19 protein-coding genes are annotated in these 17,273 nt (G+C 70.0%); 12 read left to right on the forward strand and 7 right to left on the reverse strand.

Translation table 11 applies throughout. From position 1 onward, the window contains the following. Nucleotides 1-189: 189 nt before the first annotated feature. The 4 genes from RI211_RS01940 to RI211_RS01955 all read right to left on the reverse strand — a co-directional run bounded on the left by RI211_RS01940 (nucleotide 190) and on the right by RI211_RS01955 (nucleotide 3,966). Nucleotides 190-1,110: a carbohydrate ABC transporter permease gene (locus tag RI211_RS01940; protein ID WP_315638059.1), complete on the reverse strand. Its 921-nt coding sequence runs from the start codon at nucleotides 1,108-1,110 to the stop codon at nucleotides 190-192. Then, nucleotides 1,107-2,081 carry a carbohydrate ABC transporter permease gene (locus RI211_RS01945; RefSeq protein WP_315638060.1) on the reverse strand — a complete coding sequence of 325 codons (975 nt, stop codon included), beginning with the start codon at nucleotides 2,079-2,081 and terminating at the stop codon, nucleotides 1,107-1,109. The genes RI211_RS01940 and RI211_RS01945 overlap by 4 nt, the downstream gene beginning before the upstream one ends. Nucleotides 2,082-2,170: 89 nt before the next feature. Beyond that, entirely contained in the window at nucleotides 2,171-3,484 is a 1,314-nt protein-coding gene (locus tag RI211_RS01950; RefSeq protein ID WP_315638061.1) for an ABC transporter substrate-binding protein, read from the reverse strand. Nucleotides 3,485-3,774: 290 nt separating this feature from the next. Beyond that, nucleotides 3,775-3,966 carry a DUF3073 domain-containing protein gene (locus tag RI211_RS01955; RefSeq protein WP_025104705.1) on the reverse strand — a complete coding sequence of 64 codons (192 nt, stop codon included), beginning with the start codon at nucleotides 3,964-3,966 and terminating at the stop codon, nucleotides 3,775-3,777. A 149-nt stretch (nucleotides 3,967-4,115) separates the two neighbouring features. Between RI211_RS01955 and RI211_RS01960 the strand changes: the two genes are divergently transcribed. Beyond that, entirely contained in the window at nucleotides 4,116-4,658 is a 543-nt protein-coding gene (locus RI211_RS01960) for a universal stress protein (protein WP_187663109.1), read from the forward strand. Between the two features lie 62 nt (nucleotides 4,659-4,720). Here the strand turns inward: RI211_RS01960 and RI211_RS01965 are convergent, their stop codons facing one another. Both RI211_RS01965 and RI211_RS01970 read right to left on the reverse strand, forming a co-directional pair. After that, nucleotides 4,721-5,347: a PadR family transcriptional regulator gene (locus RI211_RS01965; RefSeq protein WP_315638062.1), complete on the reverse strand. Its 627-nt coding sequence runs from the start codon at nucleotides 5,345-5,347 to the stop codon at nucleotides 4,721-4,723. Next, nucleotides 5,344-6,183, reverse strand: a complete 840-nt coding sequence (locus RI211_RS01970) for a DUF4097 family beta strand repeat-containing protein (protein WP_187663111.1) — start codon at nucleotides 6,181-6,183, stop codon at nucleotides 5,344-5,346. Before RI211_RS01970 ends, RI211_RS01965 begins: the two co-directional genes overlap by 4 nt. Nucleotides 6,184-6,402: 219 nt before the next feature. Here RI211_RS01970 and RI211_RS01975 point away from each other — a divergent pair, with 219 nt between their 5' ends. From RI211_RS01975 to RI211_RS01985, 3 genes are all read left to right on the forward strand, one after another. After that, complete coding sequence (locus RI211_RS01975) at nucleotides 6,403-7,287, forward strand: MerR family transcriptional regulator (protein ID WP_315638063.1); 885 nt, start codon at nucleotides 6,403-6,405, stop codon at nucleotides 7,285-7,287. Nucleotides 7,288-7,400: 113 nt separating this feature from the next. Beyond that, complete coding sequence (locus RI211_RS01980; RefSeq protein WP_187663113.1) at nucleotides 7,401-7,784, forward strand: hypothetical protein; 384 nt, start codon at nucleotides 7,401-7,403, stop codon at nucleotides 7,782-7,784. Nucleotides 7,785-7,788: 4 nt separating this feature from the next. Further along, entirely contained in the window at nucleotides 7,789-8,595 is an 807-nt protein-coding gene (locus RI211_RS01985) for a nitroreductase family protein (protein ID WP_315638064.1), read from the forward strand. A 1-nt stretch (nucleotide 8,596) separates the two neighbouring features. Here the strand turns inward: RI211_RS01985 and RI211_RS01990 are convergent, their stop codons facing one another. Further along, nucleotides 8,597-10,126 carry an FAD-dependent oxidoreductase gene (locus RI211_RS01990; RefSeq protein WP_315638065.1) on the reverse strand — a complete coding sequence of 510 codons (1,530 nt, stop codon included), beginning with the start codon at nucleotides 10,124-10,126 and terminating at the stop codon, nucleotides 8,597-8,599. Between the two features lie 86 nt (nucleotides 10,127-10,212). On the opposite strand from RI211_RS01990, the gene RI211_RS01995 reads away from it, so the two are divergent. From RI211_RS01995 to RI211_RS02030, 8 genes are all read left to right on the forward strand, one after another. After that, nucleotides 10,213-10,587 (forward strand): FluC/FEX family fluoride channel, encoded by a 375-nt coding sequence (locus RI211_RS01995; protein ID WP_232089161.1) that lies wholly within the window; start codon nucleotides 10,213-10,215, stop codon nucleotides 10,585-10,587. After that, nucleotides 10,584-10,943, forward strand: a complete 360-nt coding sequence (locus RI211_RS02000; protein ID WP_315638066.1) for a fluoride efflux transporter FluC — start codon at nucleotides 10,584-10,586, stop codon at nucleotides 10,941-10,943. Before RI211_RS01995 ends, RI211_RS02000 begins: the two co-directional genes overlap by 4 nt. Nucleotides 10,944-11,055: 112 nt before the next feature. Then, nucleotides 11,056-12,318 carry an ABC transporter substrate-binding protein gene (locus RI211_RS02005; RefSeq protein WP_315638067.1) on the forward strand — a complete coding sequence of 421 codons (1,263 nt, stop codon included), beginning with the start codon at nucleotides 11,056-11,058 and terminating at the stop codon, nucleotides 12,316-12,318. A 4-nt stretch (nucleotides 12,319-12,322) separates the two neighbouring features. Continuing rightward, nucleotides 12,323-13,285 carry a carbohydrate ABC transporter permease gene (locus tag RI211_RS02010; protein WP_187663119.1) on the forward strand — a complete coding sequence of 321 codons (963 nt, stop codon included), beginning with the start codon at nucleotides 12,323-12,325 and terminating at the stop codon, nucleotides 13,283-13,285. Further along, nucleotides 13,278-14,168 carry a carbohydrate ABC transporter permease gene (locus tag RI211_RS02015; RefSeq protein ID WP_268777692.1) on the forward strand — a complete coding sequence of 297 codons (891 nt, stop codon included), beginning with the start codon at nucleotides 13,278-13,280 and terminating at the stop codon, nucleotides 14,166-14,168. The genes RI211_RS02010 and RI211_RS02015 overlap by 8 nt, the downstream gene beginning before the upstream one ends. A 3-nt stretch (nucleotides 14,169-14,171) precedes the next feature. Beyond that, nucleotides 14,172-15,227, forward strand: a complete 1,056-nt coding sequence (locus RI211_RS02020) for a LacI family DNA-binding transcriptional regulator (RefSeq protein WP_187663121.1) — start codon at nucleotides 14,172-14,174, stop codon at nucleotides 15,225-15,227. A gap of 40 nt (nucleotides 15,228-15,267) precedes the next feature. Continuing rightward, the gene (locus RI211_RS02025) at nucleotides 15,268-16,464 is read left to right on the forward strand and encodes a Gfo/Idh/MocA family protein (protein ID WP_197971865.1); all 1,197 of its coding nucleotides are present in this window, start codon (nucleotides 15,268-15,270) and stop codon (nucleotides 16,462-16,464) included. A 210-nt stretch (nucleotides 16,465-16,674) separates the two neighbouring features. Further along, nucleotides 16,675-17,262, forward strand: coding sequence for a TetR/AcrR family transcriptional regulator (locus tag RI211_RS02030; RefSeq protein ID WP_315638068.1), 588 nt, complete (start codon nucleotides 16,675-16,677; stop codon nucleotides 17,260-17,262). Nucleotides 17,263-17,273 lie beyond the last annotated feature (11 nt).

Here is a 17,273-nt window from a genome sequence, read left to right on the forward strand (position 1 = left end):
GTGCCTCCGGTCCCCGATACTCGAGGGGTAGCCACGAAAGGAGCCGCACATGCCGGACGTACTCATCCGCACCGGAACGTCGACCCGAGTCCTGCAGGCGCGGCTGGAGGACGAGTTCCTGCTGCCCCCTCCTCACGCACGACCGGAGGCTCGCGCGGGCGGCCGCCGGTCTGTGCGCGGTCGAGGTGCCTAGCCCTTGACGGCGCCGGCGGCGAGACCGGAGCGCCAGTACTTCTGCAGCGTGAAGAACAGGGCGATGAGCGGGATCACGCCGAGCAGCGCCCCGAGCATGACGGAGCCCTTGTCGGGCGAGAAGTAGCTCATCATGCCGTAGAGGCCGAGCGTGACCGGCTTGAGGTCGGGGCTGGAGATCATCATGAGCGGGAGGAGGAAGTTGTTCCATGTGGCCACGAAGATGAACAGGAAGATCGTCACCATCGCGGGGCCGAGCAGCCGCAGCACGATCGTGAAGAAGATCCGGGCCTCACCGGCGCCGTCAATGCGGGCGGCCTCCAGCAGCTCCGTCGGCACCGACGACTGCGCGTAGACCATGCCGAGGAAGACGCCGAACGGCGAGACCGCCGACGGGATGATGATCGCCCACACGGTGTTCGTGAGGCCGAGCGCCTGGAACTCGATGTACAGCGGCACCGTGAGCAGGGCGACGGGCAGGAGGAGCCCCGCCATGATGATGCCGACCGCGAGCTTCTTGCCGGGGAAGGCGAACTTGGCGATCGCGTAGCCGGCCATCACGGCGAACAGCGTGCCGATGACCCCGGCGCTGAGCGAGTAGAACAGCGAGTTGCCGACCCAGCGCCAGAACAGGCCCTGCGTCCAGCCCATGAGGCTGTCGTAGTTGGCGGCGAGGTTCGGCTCGGCGAACCAGAACCCGAACGTCGAGGTGAGGTCGGTGTTGTTCTTCGTCGAGGCCACCACGAGCCAGAACACCGGCACGAGGAAGTACAGCGTGGCCACGACGAGGGCGATGATGCCGAACGTGCGGGCCGCGGGACCCGGGGCGATGGACGGGGGAGGGGCGTCCGCCGCCTGCGGCTTCCGGGAGCGCCGCTTCGTCGGCGGTGCCACGGTGACGAGTCGTGTGGTGGTCATGCGTCGCCCTTCCGCCGCTGGAGCAGTGCGTACACGATCGCGAGCACACCCGCGATCCCGGCCATGAGCAGCGAGTACGCCGACGCCGGACCGCTGCCCGACGGCGACAGTTCGCCCATCATCGTGTTGTAGGTGAGCATCATGGGCGTGAAGTCCTTGCCCATCCACGAGTTCGCGGCCTCGAGGATGACCGGCTCGTTGAACAGCTGGATCGTGCCGATGATCGACAGCAGCACCGCCAGCAGCGCGGCACCGCGCACGAGCGGCACCTTGATGCGGGTCGCGATCTGGAAGCCCGTCGCACCGTCCAGACGGGCGGCCTCGTAGAGGTCGCGGGGGATGGCCTGCAGGGCGCTGAGGAAGATGAGCATGTTGTAGCCCGTGTAGGTCCACGTCGTCATGTTCGCCATCGAGAAGAGGATCGTCTGCGGCGACATGAGGTCGGTCCCCTCCGGCAGATACGGCAGGAAGGGCGACACCTCGGGCGTGTAGAGGTAGAGCCACATCATCGCCGCGATGATGCCGGGGACCGCGTACGGGAGGAAGAAGGCGAGGCGGAACAGGGCGGGGCGGCGCACGATGAACGAGTCCAGCAGCAGGGCCAGGGCGAGGGCCGCGATGATCATCACCGGGATCTGGAACGCCGCGTAGAGCACGACCCGTCCCATGCCGGCCCAGAAGGCGCCGTCGGTCGCTGCCGCCGCGAAGTTGTCGAGGCCGACGAAGGTGTCGACGAGCTCGCCCCCGCCGTACAGACCGCCGCCGGCGGGCACCTGGGCGAAGAACGACGACCGGACCGACACGATGATGGGGATGAGGAAGACGACGGCGAACAGCAGCGCGAACGGCGCCATGAACAGCCAGCCCGTCAGCCCCTCCCGTCGGATCCGCGATCTCCTGGTCGCCGGTGCGACGGGGTGGCGCGCGGGAGGAAGGGGCGCCGCTGCCCTCGTCTCGGTCACTGTGGCCATGATGTGCCTCTCGCTCTCACGACGACGGCGGAGTGCACGATCGCCCGTGCACTCCGCCGTCGTTCATCCGATGATGCCGTCCGGTCCGGTCATTCCGCGACCGGGAGGCCGAGGTCCTTCAGCGACGTGACGGCCGTGTCCTGCGCGGTCGTGAAGATGTCGGCGACCGTGGCGGTGCCGGCGGCAGCCGCGGCGGCCGTCTCGTTCATGTTCGCCAGGGTGGAGAAGCCGGGGGCGTACGGGAAGTCGGGGTTGAGGTTCTCGGTGGCCGTGCCGAGCTCGGCCAGCACGTCCTGGCCGCCGAACTGACGCAGCATCTTCTCCGGGGTCTCCACCTCGCCCTTCGCGGCGACGACGAGGCCCTGGGAGGCGAGGTCATCGACCTGCGTGTTGAACCAGTCGTTGAACTCCATGGCGGCCTCGGGGTTCTCGCAGCCCTTCATGACCGAGACGCCGGACCCGCCGTCGGGGCCGCTCATCGCCCCGGCGCCGAAGTCGGGGAGCTGGGCGACGCGCCACTGCCCCTCGGCCGGAGTGCCGTCCAGGGAGTCGAGGAGGAAGCCGGCCTCCCAGGCCGCGCCGACGTGGCCGATGAGGCTGCCGTTGTTCAGCGCTGCCGTGAACCCTTCACCCCAGCGCTCGGTCGCAAGTGTCTGCTTGCCGTCGAGCAGGCCCTGCCAGAAGGCGGCGACCCGCTCGGAGCCCGCACCCTCGGCATCCACCTTCCACTCCTCGCCCTCCGTGGAGAACCAGGTGTCGCCGGCGGCGGCCGCCTGTCCGGAGAGCCAGTTCTGCGCCTCGTCCGGCGTGAACGCCGTGACGAACTTGCCGGCGGCGGCGGCCGTGGCGGAGGCGGCGGTCAGGTCGTCGAGCGTCGCCGGGGCGTCGAGGCCGAGCGCCTCGAACTCGGCGGTGTTGTAGAAGTAGACGAGGGGTCCGGTGTCCTGCGGGAGACCCACGATGGCGTCGCCGACGCGCATGCCGCTGAACGCTCCCGCCGAGTAGTGGTCCTCGTACTTCTCGGCCTCTGCGGCGACGTCCTCCAGCAGACCCTTCACGTAAAGCTGCGGCACCTCGGAGTATCCGGTCTGCGCGAGGCACGGGCCGTTCCCGGCCTTGATGTCGGTCTCGAGCTTGAGGATCATGTCGCTGGCCTTGCCGTCGAACTTCGTGGCCTTGACCTGGATGTCGGGGTGCTCCTCGTTCCAGCGGTCGACGATCTCGGCGACCGTGGTCATGCCCTCGCCGTCGGGGAGGCGGTGCATGTACTCGATGGTGACGGGCTCTCCGCCGGCGTCGCCGCCCCCGGAGGCGGCCGGGGCGCAGGCCGCGAGCCCGAACGCCGACACCGCGCCGAGGGCGACGACCGCGGCGACGCGGGGGGTGCGTGAGGTGGGTGCCATGCTGTTCTCCTCTTTGAGGTCATGTTCCTGCGGATCGCCCGAAGCCGGGACGCGGCGAGGGTGCGCCGTCGATCACATGCACATCAAATCAGAAAATGTTTGCGCTCACAAGACGTGGATCAGCGGAATTGCGTCGGATTTTCCAGCCCTTGAGGGAGCGCTGACATCGCGAGGGTTTCCACAGTCCGGCAGCAGGCCGCGCGGCCGGGGTGAGCGACCGGGTCGTCGCATCGCCGCCCGAGAACGACGAAACACCCGCACGAGCCGTGCGGGTGTTTCGAACCGAGGGGCTAGGCCTTCTCTAGTTCGTCTTCGTCTTCGTCCGCGTACTCGTCGGCCCACTTGTCGACGTAGGCGTCTTCGTCGGAGTCGCTCGAGTGCGCGAGCTCGCGCTCCAGCGCCGAGTAGTTCACCGACGGACTGTACGCCTTGAGTTCGCGGGCGATCTTTGTGTGCTTCGCCTTCTGACGGCCACGGCCCATGCCTGAGACCCCCTCACGAGTTAAGCTGCGGGCAGACAGGCGCCCGAGTCATTCACGACACCGGCTCGAGGCCGGTAAGAGTAGCATTCAGGATAGCACGCGGGGAACAGACCCTGGCCGCGGCCAGGCCGGCGAAGGGAGCGATCTCCATGACCGACAGCACCTCCACTCCGTCCGACGAGGCCACGCAGAACGCCGCTCTGCAGAAGGCTGTCATCGTCGGGATGCAGCTCGACCAGGACCCGCACGTTCTCGATGAGGCCGTGCGGTTCGCCCGGCTGCTGAACGCTCCGCTCGTGGTCGCCCACGTCGACATCACGCGCTTCGTCACCTACGAGGATCCGGACGGCTACGTGCACTCCGCCCCCATCGACATCAACTTCGACGCGGGCGCCGCCGAGTTCGAGGCCGTCGAGGCCGCGGCCGCCACGATCCTCGCCGGGAAGGGGGTCACCTGGACGGCGCGACAGCTCGTCGGCGACCCGGCCCTGGCCATCAAGCAGCTCGCCAACAAGCTCGACGCCCAGCTCATCGTGGTCGGCACCCGCAAGCGCGGCATCGGCGAGTCGATCCGGGAGTTCTTCACCGGCTCCGTGGCCGCCCGGCTGGCTCATCGCCAGCACCGTCCGGTGCTCGTCGTGCCCCTGGGGGAGTCGGTACCGGACGAGCAGAAGGAGATCTGGCCGGAGTGACCCGGACGCGACGAGGCCCCGCCGACGGATGTCGGCGGGGCCTCGTGCTGTGTGATGGAGGCTCAGGAGTCCGGCTGGCTCAGCGCGACCGTCACGGTGCGGGCGGCCTGATCCAGCGCGTTCTCGAGGTCGGTGACCACCGACGCCGGGAGGACGCCGCCCTTCGCCACATGGGTACGCAGGTCAGTGCGGACCCGTGCACGGAAGGCGTTCACGACGGCGTCGGCGCGGTGCAGCTCCTCGCGGCTGGTCAGCCGTGCATCCTCGCTCGCGGTGCGGGGCCGCGACTTCGCCGCCGCCCGGTCGTCCTCGGTCGCCGTCGCCAGATCGGCGCGGAGGCTCTTCATCGCCTCCTGCACGCTCTGGCGCACCTCGTTCGCGATGAGTCGGACGGTGTCGGTGATGCCCGCCTCGATGTCGGCGAGGTCGTTCTCGCGGGAGGCGAGCTCGGCGCGCCCGGCCTCGGTGATCGCGTAGATCGTGGTGCGTCCGTCGACCGTCTTGGTGACCAGCCCCTCCTCTTCGAGCTTCGCGAGGCGCGGGTAGATCGTGCCGGCGCTCGGGGTGTACGTCCCGCCGGTGCGGTCCGTGAGGGACTGGATGATGCCGTAGCCGTGCTGCGGGGACTCCGCGAGCAGCGACAGCAGGTACAGGCGCAGATCGCCGTGGGAGAAGACCGCGGGACTCATGCTTCCCACTCCGGGTCGTTCTCGATCGTCTGCGGAGCGCGGCGGAGAACCGTCACCCCTCCGGAGACGGAGTTGGCGCGGAGGTCCACGAAGCGCCCGGCGAGCTCGCCGGACGTGCCGTTGTAGGTGCTCGGGCCGGAGGTGCTGCGCTCGACGCCGTCGATGAGGAGACGACCGCTGAGCGAGCGGATCACGTAGTTCGCCGCGAGGGACTCGTCGAGCCGGACGGTCGTGCCGCCGGAGACCGAGTTCACGGTGATCGTGTTGACGTCGCCCGCGGCGTCCACCAGCGTCGAGCCGGAGACGATGTCGACCGTGGCTTTGCGGATCGCACCGGTGACGGCCACGTCGCCGGAGACGCTGTTGGCGTTGATCGAGCCGGTGAGGTTGCGCACCTGCACGTCGCCGGAGACGGAGTTCACGCTGAGGTCGCCGATGAGGGTGTCGACGATGATGTCGCCGGACACGGTGTTGAGCCGGGTGTCGTTGCGGATCCCCGACACGAGGGCGCCGGCGCTCACGACGCCCAGGGTCAGGGCGATGGAACGCGGGACGGCCACGCTCACCTCGGCGCGCGGGCCGCCGGAGCCGAAGTTCCGGAACACCTCGAGGAAGTTGTCCCAGCCCAGCTGCGGGTGGTCGATCTCGACTTCTCCGTCGCGGGATTCGATCCGGAGGTCCTTGGTGGTGACGCCGTGCACCTCAATCCGGATGCCGGGTTCGTCGTGGGCGATGACGTCGACCTGTCCGCCGACGAGGCCCACCTTGAGCCGGGTCGCGGAGGCGATGTCGATGACGCGTTCCTCGCCGGGGGCGATGAGCCACTTCTCGGTCATGTCTGCTTCTCCTGTGTCGAGGGATTCACGATATATCGTGTTGCCGTCAACATAACACGATATATCTCGATTCCAACACCCCCTCTCTCCTTCGAATCGCCTGATTGGCCCCATCTCCGCCGGAAATAGAGCCAAGCACGCGATTCGGAGGCGGGGTTGACGTTGACGTAGCGGCAACTTCTACGGTGGGAGGAGACCTGACACGGAAGGGGTGGGCGGATGGAATCGCGGGACTGGTCGATCCAGGAGATCGCGCGGCTGGCGGGCACGACGAGCCGGACGCTGCGGCACTACGACGACATCGGCCTGCTGCCGCCGTCGCGCATCGCGGCCAACGGCTACCGGCACTACGACGCGGCGGCGCTCGTGCGACTGCAGCGGATCCTCCTGCTGCGCGAGCTCGGACTCGGGTTGCCGCAGATCGCGGAGGTGCTGGGCCCTTCGACAGGCTCAGGGACCCAGGGCGGGGGCTCAGGGACCCAGGGCGGGGGCTCAGGGACCCAGGGCGGGGGCTCAGGGAGCCCGGGCGGGGGCTCGGCGGCCGAGGCGTCGGCCCTGGAGGCCCACCTCGCGCTGCTGCGCGAGGAGCAGACCCGGCTGGCGCGGCAGATCGCGTCGGTCGAATCCACCATCACGGCATTGAGAGGAGGTGAGAACCTCATGGCAGAGAACATGTTCGACGGCTTCGACCACACGCAGTACAAGCAGGAGGTCGAGGACCGCTGGGGGACGAAGGCCTACGCCGACAGCGACCGCTGGTGGCGCAGGATGAGCGACGCCGAGCGCGCCGACTGGCAGCAGCGCGTGTCCGACCTCGGACGCGACTGGATCGCCGCGGCGGAGAGCGGCATCGATCCCGCGTCCGCCGAGGCACAGGAGCTCGCGCGTCGTCACGTCGCCTGGCTCACGGGCATCCCCGGCACTCCGGCCGCCGCCCTCCGGAAGGGGCCGGATGCCGCAGCCAAGGCGTACGTCATCGGACTCGGCGAGATGTACGTCGCGGACCCGCGCTTCGGTGCGAACTACGCGACGTCCGCGGGCGGCACGCAGGGTGCGGAGTTCGTCCGCGACGCGCTCCGCATCTACGCGGACGCCGCCCTCTGATCCGTCGAGCGGCCCCTTTGCGTGCGACCCACCCCGGTGCGGTCGTACTCAAGGGGGCCGCTCGCACGCAAGGGGGTGGATCGGGGGAGGAGGGGAGGGCGTAGGGTCGTGCCATGACGGGGCGACGGAAGCGCGAGCGCGACGACCGCCCCGCGTCCGGAGTCTTCGCGGCGGCGGCGACGGCCTATGCGGCGAACTGCGCCCTCGGGGCTGCGGTGGCGGGACGGCTCATCGACACGCGTCGTTTCCGCTGGGTGCACCACGCGCTCTACATCCTGACCTGCGCGACGACCGGACTCGCCGTCGTCGTCGGTCTGGCCACTCGCACGCCGCGCAGCCGCCGCGCCGCCCTGGCCCTCCTCCCCGCTGCCGTCCCGCTGGCCGCGATCCCCTACGCCGGGACGCACACCCGGCGGCACCCGCTCGTCGCCCTCACGGCAGCGCCCTTCGTCCTCGCGGGCCTCGTGGTCTCGCGCCTCCCCTCCGACCGGAAGTGACCGTATGGAACTCCTCGACGCCATCCGCCGCCGCAAGACCACGAACGGAGCGTTCCTCCCCGACCCGGTCTCCGAGGAGCACCAGCGCATCCTCCTGGAAGCCGCAGGTCGCGCACCGTCGCAGCTCAACAGTCAGCCGTGGCGCTTCGTCGTGATCGAGAACCGGGACACGATCGACGAGATCGCGCGCATCTCCGGCGAGAGCATGACCGAGGCGATGTCGAACGGCACGTTCTTCGAGCGGTACAAGCCCTACTTCCGCTTCAGCCAGGAGGAGATGGAGGAGAAGCGCAGCGGCATGCTGTTCGACAAGCTCCCCGCGCCGCTGCGCCCCTTCACGTCGCAGGTGTTCACGAAGCGCGGCCAGACGCTGATGAACACGTTCGGGGTGCCGAAGACGCTGGGCGCGGAGAACCGCAAGCTCGTGGCCGGGTCGCCCCTCCTGCTCGGCGTCATGCTCGACCGCAGCGAGTACCGGCCGGGGCAGCTGTCGTCGTTCTACTCCGTGTTCAGCATGGGCGCGGCCATGGAGAACGTCTGGCTGACCACGGTCGAGCTGGGCATGGGCATCCAATTCATCTCGTTCCCGATGGAGGTGCCGGGGCGCTGGGACGAGATCGTGCGGCTGCTGCGGGTGCCCGACGACCTGGAGCTCATGGCCGTCTACCGGCTGGGCTACCTGCCGCCGGAGCAGCGCCGCCCGGCGATCGACTGGTCCAGCAGCCAGCGCAAGCTCGTGTCGCAGTACGTGTTCCGCGAGGACTGCGACAGCCCGCAGCAGGGCTGGGACGCGCCGCCGCGCCGGTCCTGAGTCAGGAGCCGCCGGCCGTCCGCGGCATCTGCTCGAGGTCCTTCAGAGCAGGCCCCTCGATGCGGGTGCCGTCCGCGGCGAACCGCGACGCGTGCAGCGGGCAGTCCCATGTGCACTCGGCGTCGTTCCAGTCGAGGACGCCGCCGAGGTGCGGGCACACCGCGCTGACCGCACGGGTCACGCCGTCGACGGTGGAGATGGCGACCGGGCGGCCGCCGCGGTTCGCCACCACGCCCTCGCCCTCCGCGGGCTGCGGCACCGGGACCGGCGTGGTCTCGGCCGCGACCCAGCCCTTCGTGGCCGCGGCGGCCACCTTCGCTCCCTCGACGGCGCCGCGCGCGAGGTCGGCGGGGACGGTCAGACGGGTGCCGAGGCGCAGCATCCAGGACGGACGCTCGCTGCGCTTCGTCCCGATGATCTCCTCGGTGAGCCGCAGGGCCGCGGCGGGCGCGTTCGACAGCCCCCACTTCGCGTACCCGGTGGCGATGCGGATGCGACCGAGGCCGCGCGGCAGAGCGCCGACGAAGGGGATGAGGTTGTGCGACTGGTAGTCCTGCGCGGACCAGCGGTGCGTCTCCTCCGCGTCCGGGAAGTGCAGCCGCGTCCAGGCGACGAGATCGTCGATCGCCGCGGTCTCACCGTCCGAGCGGCCGACCGGATGCCCGTTGCCGCCGACGACGAGCTGTGCCGTGTCCGCCGGACCGTCGGCAGCCGAGACCGGGCGGATCGACCGCGTGGGGCTGTCGGCGGAGATGAACGTCCCCTCCGGCACCCCGCTGGAGACCCGGAACGAGACGCAGTACGACCGCATCCCGGCGACCTTGGAGAAGTACAGGCCGCGGTCGAGGATCGGGGTCCCCGTCGCGAGGACGATGTGCTCGGCGAACATCGGGCCGGCCGTGGTCTCCACCCGAGGCTCCGGGAGGGCGTGGGCGCCCGTCACACGGACGCCGGTGTGCAGGGTGCCGCCGCCCGCGAGGAACTCCTTCGCGAGCGCGTCGGCGACGGCGACCGGGTCGATCGTCACCTGGGAATCCAGCGCGACCGCGCCCGCGACGGGGAACGGCGTCGACAGCTCGCCCGCGGTGAGCAGACGCGTCGGCAGTCCCGCCTCCCGCGCGGCGGCATGCTGGGACCGCACCGATTCGAGCCCCTCAGGACCCTGGGCGTAGGTGTGGTCGGTGCGCTCGGTGTAGCTGAGGCCGGCGGTGTCGGCGAAACCGGTGAGCCACTCCATGCCGGCGCGGTTGGCGTCGACGTACGCCTGGACGAGCGCGGCCGGATGGTGCGTGCGGATCGTGGCGAGCTGCTGCCCCTGGAGGAGGGAGAGCTTGCCCGTGTTGCCGCCCGTCGACAGCTCCGCCACATCGCCTGCATCGACGACGACGACGTCGAGTCCGGCGCGGGTCAGGAGCACCGCGGTCGAGAGTCCCGTGAGGCCTGCCCCCACGATGAGCACGTCGTGCTGCGCGCCGGGATCGAAGGGAGTGCCGTGGGGTGCGTCCTGGTCGACCTTCCAGAGTGGCTTCATGCCGACAGTCAACGCCTGTCCCCGTCCCCGCCCCAACGCCTTGACATCCGACGGTCGCGCTGTCATGCGCGACTACAGTGGCCAGCGTGAGTCTCCGTCGTGTCCTGCTCGTCGCGCTCGGCGGCACGCTGGGGACGGCGGCGCGTCTGGGCCTCGGGCTCCTCCTCCCCGACCTCGGCGGGTTCCCCCTCGCGGTGCTGCTGGCCAACGTGCTGGGCGCCCTGCTCATCGGCGTCGTGGCAGCCCGGCTCCCGGCCTCGGCGGAGCTGCGGCTGCTGCTGGGCACCGGCGTCCTCGGCGGCTTCACGACCTACAGCGCCTTCATGACCGGGACGCTGGCCCTGTGGGCGTCGGCACCGCTCCTCGCCGCCGCGTATGCCGCGGTCAGCCTCGCCCTCGGCCTCCTCGCGGCGTCCGCGGGGCTCCGGCTGGGGCGCCCGCGCCGGGGAGGGGCGACGTGAGTCCACTGCTGTTCCTCGCCGCGGCGCTCGCCGGGGGCGTCGGCGCCGTCCTGCGCTATCTCCTCGACCTCGGTGTCGCCCGGCTCGTCGGCCGGCGGTTCCCGTGGGGGATCCTGGCCGTCAACCTCACCGGCTCCTTCGCGCTGGGGCTGGTGGCGACGGCGCTTCCGGACGCGGCGTTCGTGCTCGGCGCTGGTCTGCTCGGGGGCTACACGACCTTCAGCACCGCGATGCTCGATGCGGTCGCGCTGTGGCGGGACGGCGAACGCGGCGCTGCGGCGTTCGACGCGCTCGGCATGCTCCTGCTCGGTCTCCTCGCCGCGGGGCTGGGGCTGGCGCTGGGATCCGCGCTCTAGATCGGTGCTTGCGAAGAACGGACGCGGCGCGCTACTCTCACTGCTAATCGTTTAACGCTAAACGGTTAACATCGCGCACCGCCTTCTCGTGCACCCGTCAAAGGAGACCTCGATGCCCCGCACCTCCCGCCGCGCCCTGGGCGCTCTCGCCGCCTCCGCGGCCGCCGTCCTGGCGCTCTCCGCCTGCTCCTCCTCCGCGACCGGGGAGTCCTCGGGCGGCGACATCACCCTCAGCTACGCGATCTGGGACGAGAACCAGAAGCCCGCGATGGAGGACATCGCCGCCGCCTATACCGAGGAGCACCCGAACGTCACCATCGAGATCCAGGTCACGCCCTACAAGGAGTACTTCACCAAGCTCCAGACCGCGGTGACGGGAGGGTCGGCCGCCGACGTGTTCTGGATGAACGGGCCGAACTTCCAGCTCTACGCCTCGAACGGCCCGCTCGCGCCGCTCGACGACGTGGACGCCTCCGACTACCCCCAGGGCCTCGTCGACCTCTACACCTACGACGACGCGCTCTACGGCGCCCCCAAGGACTTCGACACCGTCGCGCTCTGGTACAACAAGACGCTGTTCGACGCCGCCGGAGTGGAGTACCCCAGCGCCGGCTGGACCTGGGACGACTTCACCACCGCGGCCGCGAAGCTGACCGACCCCGCGAGCGGCCGGTTCGGCGTCGCCGCGAGCCAGTACGGCCAGGAGAACTTCTACAACTCGATCGCACAGGCCGGCGGCGAAGTCATCTCCGCGGACGGCACTGAGAGCGGCTACGGCTCGCCCGAGGCTCTCGAGGGCGTCGAGCTGTGGACCGACCTCATCGCCGACGGCTCCTCGCCCACGGCGCAGCAGATGACGGACACGAACCCGGAGGACTTCTTCCTGTCGGGCAAGGTCGCCATGTTCCAGAACGGCTCCTGGGCCGCCATCGCCTACGCGGACAACGCCGACATCGGCGACAGCGTCGACGTGGCTCCGCTGCCCGCAGGCCCGGAGGGCAATCAGAGCGTGATCCACGGCGTCGGGAACGTCGCGAACGCCAAGAGCGCGCACGTGGAGGAGGCGAAGGACTTCGCCGCCTTCGCGAGCGGCGAGCAGGCGGCGAAGATCCAGGCCGAGACCGGGACCGTGATCCCGGCGTTCAACGGCACGCAGCAGGCCTGGGTGGATGCGCTCCCGCAGTACGACCTGCAGGTCTACATCGACGCGCTGGAGACGGCCGTCCCGTACCCGGTGTCGAAGAACACCTCCGCGTGGACGAGCATCGAGAGCGAGGTGCTGTCCCAGGTCTGGTCCGGAGCGGTCTCCCCGAAGGAAGGCCTGCAGGATCTCGCGGCGCAGATGCAGACCGCGCTGGACGCCGAGCAGGAGTGACCGGATGACCGTCCTCGCGCCTCGCGCGGTCGCCCCCGCCGCCGGGCGGGCACCGGAGGCCCCGTCCTCCGGTGTCCGGCGGCGGCGCCGGACACCCGGTGCCTCGCCGTGGTGGGCCCTCGTCTTCCTCGGGCCCACCGCCCTGGGGCTGGCCGTGTTCTACCTGTGGCCGACCGTGCGCACGCTCATCATCTCCTTCACGAAGTCCGGCCCGTTCGGCGGCTCCGAGTGGATCGGGTTCGAGAACTACGTGCGGCTGTTCCAGGACCCGGAGCTCCTCGGCGCTCTGCGCAACACCGCGGTCTACACGGTGATCGCGCTGATCGGCATCCCCCTCGCGGTCGGGATCGCCGCGCTGCTGAACACCACCGGCCTCACGGGCCGCAGCGCCTACCGCACCCTCTACTTCATCCCCGTCGTCACCATGCCCGCGGCGATCGCCCTCGTCTGGCGCATGATCTACAACGGCGACTACGGCGTCCTTAACGCCGCCCTCGGCACGGTGGGCATCGACGGGCGGAGCTGGCTGACCGACCCGAACACCGCGTTGATCGCGATCGCCGTCGTCGGCATCTGGGCGGGACTGGGGACCAACATCGTCATCTTCCTCGCCGGACTCCAGGGCATCCCGGACACGATCATGGAGGCGGCCGACCTCGACGGGGCGGGCCCCGTGCGGAAGTTCTTCTCCATCACGATCCCGCTGCTGTCGCCGTCGATCTTCTTCGTCAGCGTCATCAGCGTCATCGGGGCTCTGCAGGTGTTCGACCTCATCTACATGATGCTCGGCCGCAGCAACCCCGCGATGCCGAACACCCGCACGGTCGTCTACCTGTTCTACGAAGCGGGTTTCCTCGACAACGACCGCGGGTACGCCGCCGCCGTCGCCTTCCTCCTGCTGCTGATCATCCTCGTGCTGACGATCGTGCAGTTCCGGCTGCAGAAGAAGTGGGTGCACTATGAGTGACGTCTCCCTCGACACCCGCGCGGTCGTCGGCGCCGCCCCCGCACGATCGCGGACGGCCGGCACGCCCCGGAACCGCGGACTGTGGATCGTGCACGTCGTGCTCATCGTCGGCGCCGCACTCATGGTGTTCCCGTTCGTCTGGCAGCTGCTGACCTCGTTCAAGACGCTGTCCGACTCGGTGCAGGTGCCGCCGTCGTTCCTCCCGCGCGAGTGGGTGTTCACGAACTTCGCCGAGGTCTTCGACTCGATGCCGTTCGGCCAGATGTTCCTGAACTCCGTGCTCCTCACCGTCGGACGCACGGTCGGGCAGGTCGCCCTGTGCACCATGGCGGGCTACGCGTTCGCGCGCATCGCCTTCCCCGGCCGGAACGCCCTGTTCGTCGTGTTCCTCTCGGTACTCATGGTGCCCTCGCAGCTCTACCTGCTGCCGCAGTACGAGATCATCCAGGCGCTCGGCTGGCTGAACACGTTGCAGGCGCTCATCGTGCCCGGCATCTTCAGCGCCTTCGGGACCTTCCTGATGCGCCAGTTCTTCCTCTCGATGCCGGCCGAGCTGGAGGAGGCGGCGCGGATCGACGGGGCGAATCCGTGGCAGACCTTCTGGCGGATCATGGTTCCGCTGGCGAAGCCTGGCATCATCGCACTTGTGGTGTTCACCGTGCTGTGGTCCTGGAACGATCTGCTGTGGCCGCTGATCGTGACGACCGACCCGGCGAAGATGCCGCTGTCTGTCGGACTCTCGCAGCTCGTCGGCATCCACGGCACCGATTACCCGGTGCTCATGGCCGGCGCCCTGCTGGCGACCCTGCCCATGCTGGTGACGTTCATGATCCTGCAGCGGCAGTTCATCCAGGGCATCGCGTTCAGCGGGACGAAGGGATGAGACATGGCACAGCGTGAGCACGCCCCCAGCCGCCGACCGACGCTGCGGATGGTGGCCGAACGTGCCGGGGTGTCGACCGCGACCGTGTCGTACGTCTTCTCCGGCCGCGCCGGTGCCAGCGGGGCGGGCGTGGCCGAGGCGACCGCGGCCCGGGTGCTCGCGGCCGCGGACGAGCTCAACTACCGTCCGAACACGGCGGCCCGGGCGATCCGCACCGGTCGCAGCGGCATGGTGCAGCTCTCCCTCCACATGCTGAGCGATCCGTGGTCGCTGGCGGTGGCCGACGCCGTGAACGCCGAGGCGAACAAGCACGGGCTCACGACGCTGATCCTCGCCGACGGCGACTGGCACGCGGCGCTCGACCGCGTCGAGAGCGACGTGGCATACCTCGACGGCGTCGGGCTGGACGAGGAGGACGCCCGACGGCTGGGCGACCTCGTCAAGCGCGGCCAGCGGCTCGTGGTGTTCTCGGAGCATCTGGAGCCGGACGGGTTCGACGTCATCCGCTCGGACGCGATCCCGGGGTGCGAGCTCGCGATGGACCACCTGCTGGAGCGGCACGCGGCCATCGGCTGCATCGCCGCGGAGGGCGCCGTCCGCCTCGCGGCCACGCAGGTCACGCGGTACACGCCGTATGTCGAGAAGCTCGCGGCGGCCGGCATCTCCCCGGACCCGGCATGGACCGTGACCTATGCCGAGACGCAGGCCAGCGCCTTCACCGCCGCGATCGAGCTGCTGTCGCAGGAGAACCGCCCGGACGCCGTGTACGCGACGACCGACTTCGCCGCGATCGCCGCGATCAACGCCGCCCACATGCTCGGGCTCCGCGTGCCGCACGACGTCGCGGTGGTCGGCGTCGGGAACACCCCGGACGCCCGGCTCATCGCCCCCACCCTCACCACCGTCGGCCCGACGGACTTCTACGAGCGGCAGGCGCGGATCATCGTCGAGAAGGCGCTCGAGAGCGACCCCTCACCCGGTGCGCTGCACGAGTTCCCCTGGGCCCTCGTCCCCGGCGGCTCGACCGATCTCGACGCCCCGGCAGCCCGCGGCCGCTGAGCCGCCCCCTCTTCTTCCCCCCTTTCACGAAGGACTTCTGTTGGACCTCCACATCGGCATCATCGGCTTCGGCGCGCGCTCCACCCTTCAGGAGGAGGTGCATCGGCCGGGCCACGGCTCCCGCATCACCGCCGTCTGCGACCTCGCCCCGCGTGCCCGCGAGGACGCCAGGGCGCTCGTCCCCGACGCCCTCATCACCGACTCCCTCGACGAGCTGCTCGCGTCCGGGGTCGACGCGGTCATGGTGCTGACCCCGGACGACACGCACGCCGCGCTGACCATCCGGGCGCTGGAGGCCGGGGTGCCCGTCTTCTGCGAGAAGCCCCTCGCGATCGACCTCGCCGATGCCGACCGCATGCTGGAGACGGCGCGACGGACCGGGACCCGCCTCTACATCGGCCACAACATGCGGCACATGCCCGTGATCACGCTCATGCGCGGGCTCATCCAGGCCGGGCGCATCGGGCAGGTGAAGGCCGTGTGGGTGCGGCACTTCGTGGGGCACGGCGGCGACTTCTACTTCAAGGACTGGCACGCCGACCGGAGCCGCACCACCGGACTCCTCCTGCAGAAGGGAGCGCACGACCTCGACATCATCCACTGGCTGGCGGGCGCGTACACCGAGCAGGTGGCGGCGATGGGCGGTCTCAGCGTCTACGGCGACATCACCGACCGGCGGGACCGCACGGGGGAGCGGATGCCCGACTGGTTCAGCATGGACAACTGGCCGCCGACCGCGCTCACCGGACTCCACCCTGTGGTCGACGTCGAGGACATCTCGATGGTGAACCTGCGGCTCGAGGGCGGGATCTTCGCCTCGTACCAGCAGTGCCACTTCACCCCGGACTACTGGCGGAACTACACCGTGATCGGCACCGAGGGGCGCATCGAGAACTTCGGCGACGTGGCCGGCAGCGAGGTGAAGCTGTGGAACCGTCGGCATGCCGGGGCCGCCGACGCGGACGAGGTGTTCGTCGTGCCCGAGGTGCCGGATGCCGGACACGATGGAGCCGACGCGCTGCTCGTGGCCGAGTTCCTCCGGTTCGTGCGGCACGGGGGTCTCACGGCGACCTCTCCCGTCGCGGCGCGCGAGGCCGTGGCCGCCGGCATCCTCGCCACCGCGTCCCTCCGGGGTGACGGCTCCGCGATCGCCGTCCCCCCGCTCGACCCCGATCTCGTCGCCTACTTCGAGCGCGGCCAGACCCCCTCCTCCGCCCCGTCTTCCTCCGCCGCCTGACCCCGCCCCCGCCCCACCCCGGTACGTTTTCGATCACGGGAGGAGGTTCCCGCCCGTGAGAGCGCGAAAAGGGACCGAGAACGGGGGTGCGGGGTGCGGAAGTGATCCGGCACAGCGGGGAGACAGGAAACAAGTGGGCGGCCGTTCTCAGGGAGTTCACACCGGAGCGAATGTACAAACGTACATGTACGGGTGTCCAGGGGGTGAGCGATGGCGGAGAGCGCGCGTCGGCGGCGTGACCCCGAAGCGCGTCGTCGGGAGATCGTCACCGCGACGGCCGAGCTGATCGTCGAGGTCGGGGCCGACGCCATCACGCATCGGATGGTCGCCGCCAGAGCCGGAGTGCCGCTCGGGGCGACCACCCAGTACTTCGACACCCTCGACGACCTGCGCACCGCCGCCTTCCGAGCGCTCGCGGACGAGATCGAATGCCGACTCGACGGAGTGCGGCAGACCCTCGCCGAACGGGGAGCCGGGGCCGACGTCATCGCGGCGCTCGTGTACGACAGCATCCACGACGGCCACGCGGTGCAGGCGGATCGAGCCGTGGTCACGGCAGCCGTGCACGATCCGCGTCTGCGCCAGCTCGCGCGCCACCTGTCCGACCGCCTCGTCGACCTCCTGGAGCCGACCTATGGCGCCGAGCGGGCCCGAGCGGCGATGATCTTCATCGACGGCGTCATGTGGAGCACGCAGATCCGCGACGTCGATCTCAAACAGTCCTTCCTCGAATCCGCACTGGCGCGGATCCTCGGAGAACCTCTCTCCCTCCCATCCGCAGCGACCGCCACCCCCTGACACCGAGGACC

Source organism: Microbacterium meiriae, from assembly GCF_032364335.1.
GTDB classification, from domain to species: Bacteria; Actinomycetota; Actinomycetes; order Actinomycetales; family Microbacteriaceae; genus Microbacterium; species Microbacterium meiriae.

Coding starts and splice junctions, on each gene's coding strand:
- RI211_RS01980 (WP_187663113.1), top strand. CDS start 7,401: ATGACGGGGCGACGGAAGCGCGAGCGCGACGACCGCCCCGCGTCCGGA.
- RI211_RS02015 (WP_268777692.1), top strand. CDS start 13,278: ATGAGTGACGTCTCCCTCGACACCCGCGCGGTCGTCGGCGCCGCCCCC.
- RI211_RS01975 (WP_315638063.1), top strand. CDS start 6,403: ATGGAATCGCGGGACTGGTCGATCCAGGAGATCGCGCGGCTGGCGGGC.
- RI211_RS02005 (WP_315638067.1), top strand. CDS start 11,056: ATGCCCCGCACCTCCCGCCGCGCCCTGGGCGCTCTCGCCGCCTCCGCG.
- RI211_RS02020 (WP_187663121.1), top strand. CDS start 14,172: ATGGCACAGCGTGAGCACGCCCCCAGCCGCCGACCGACGCTGCGGATG.
- RI211_RS01965 (WP_315638062.1), bottom strand. CDS start 5,347: ATGAGTCCCGCGGTCTTCTCCCACGGCGATCTGCGCCTGTACCTGCTG.
- RI211_RS01940 (WP_315638059.1), bottom strand. CDS start 1,110: ATGACCACCACACGACTCGTCACCGTGGCACCGCCGACGAAGCGGCGC.
- RI211_RS01955 (WP_025104705.1), bottom strand. CDS start 3,966: ATGGGCCGTGGCCGTCAGAAGGCGAAGCACACAAAGATCGCCCGCGAA.
- RI211_RS02010 (WP_187663119.1), top strand. CDS start 12,323: ATGACCGTCCTCGCGCCTCGCGCGGTCGCCCCCGCCGCCGGGCGGGCA.
- RI211_RS02030 (WP_315638068.1), top strand. CDS start 16,675: ATGGCGGAGAGCGCGCGTCGGCGGCGTGACCCCGAAGCGCGTCGTCGG.
- RI211_RS01950 (WP_315638061.1), bottom strand. CDS start 3,484: ATGGCACCCACCTCACGCACCCCCCGCGTCGCCGCGGTCGTCGCCCTC.
- RI211_RS01985 (WP_315638064.1), top strand. CDS start 7,789: ATGGAACTCCTCGACGCCATCCGCCGCCGCAAGACCACGAACGGAGCG.
- RI211_RS01990 (WP_315638065.1), bottom strand. CDS start 10,126: ATGAAGCCACTCTGGAAGGTCGACCAGGACGCACCCCACGGCACTCCC.
- RI211_RS01970 (WP_187663111.1), bottom strand. CDS start 6,183: ATGACCGAGAAGTGGCTCATCGCCCCCGGCGAGGAACGCGTCATCGAC.
- RI211_RS01960 (WP_187663109.1), top strand. CDS start 4,116: ATGACCGACAGCACCTCCACTCCGTCCGACGAGGCCACGCAGAACGCC.
- RI211_RS01945 (WP_315638060.1), bottom strand. CDS start 2,081: ATGGCCACAGTGACCGAGACGAGGGCAGCGGCGCCCCTTCCTCCCGCG.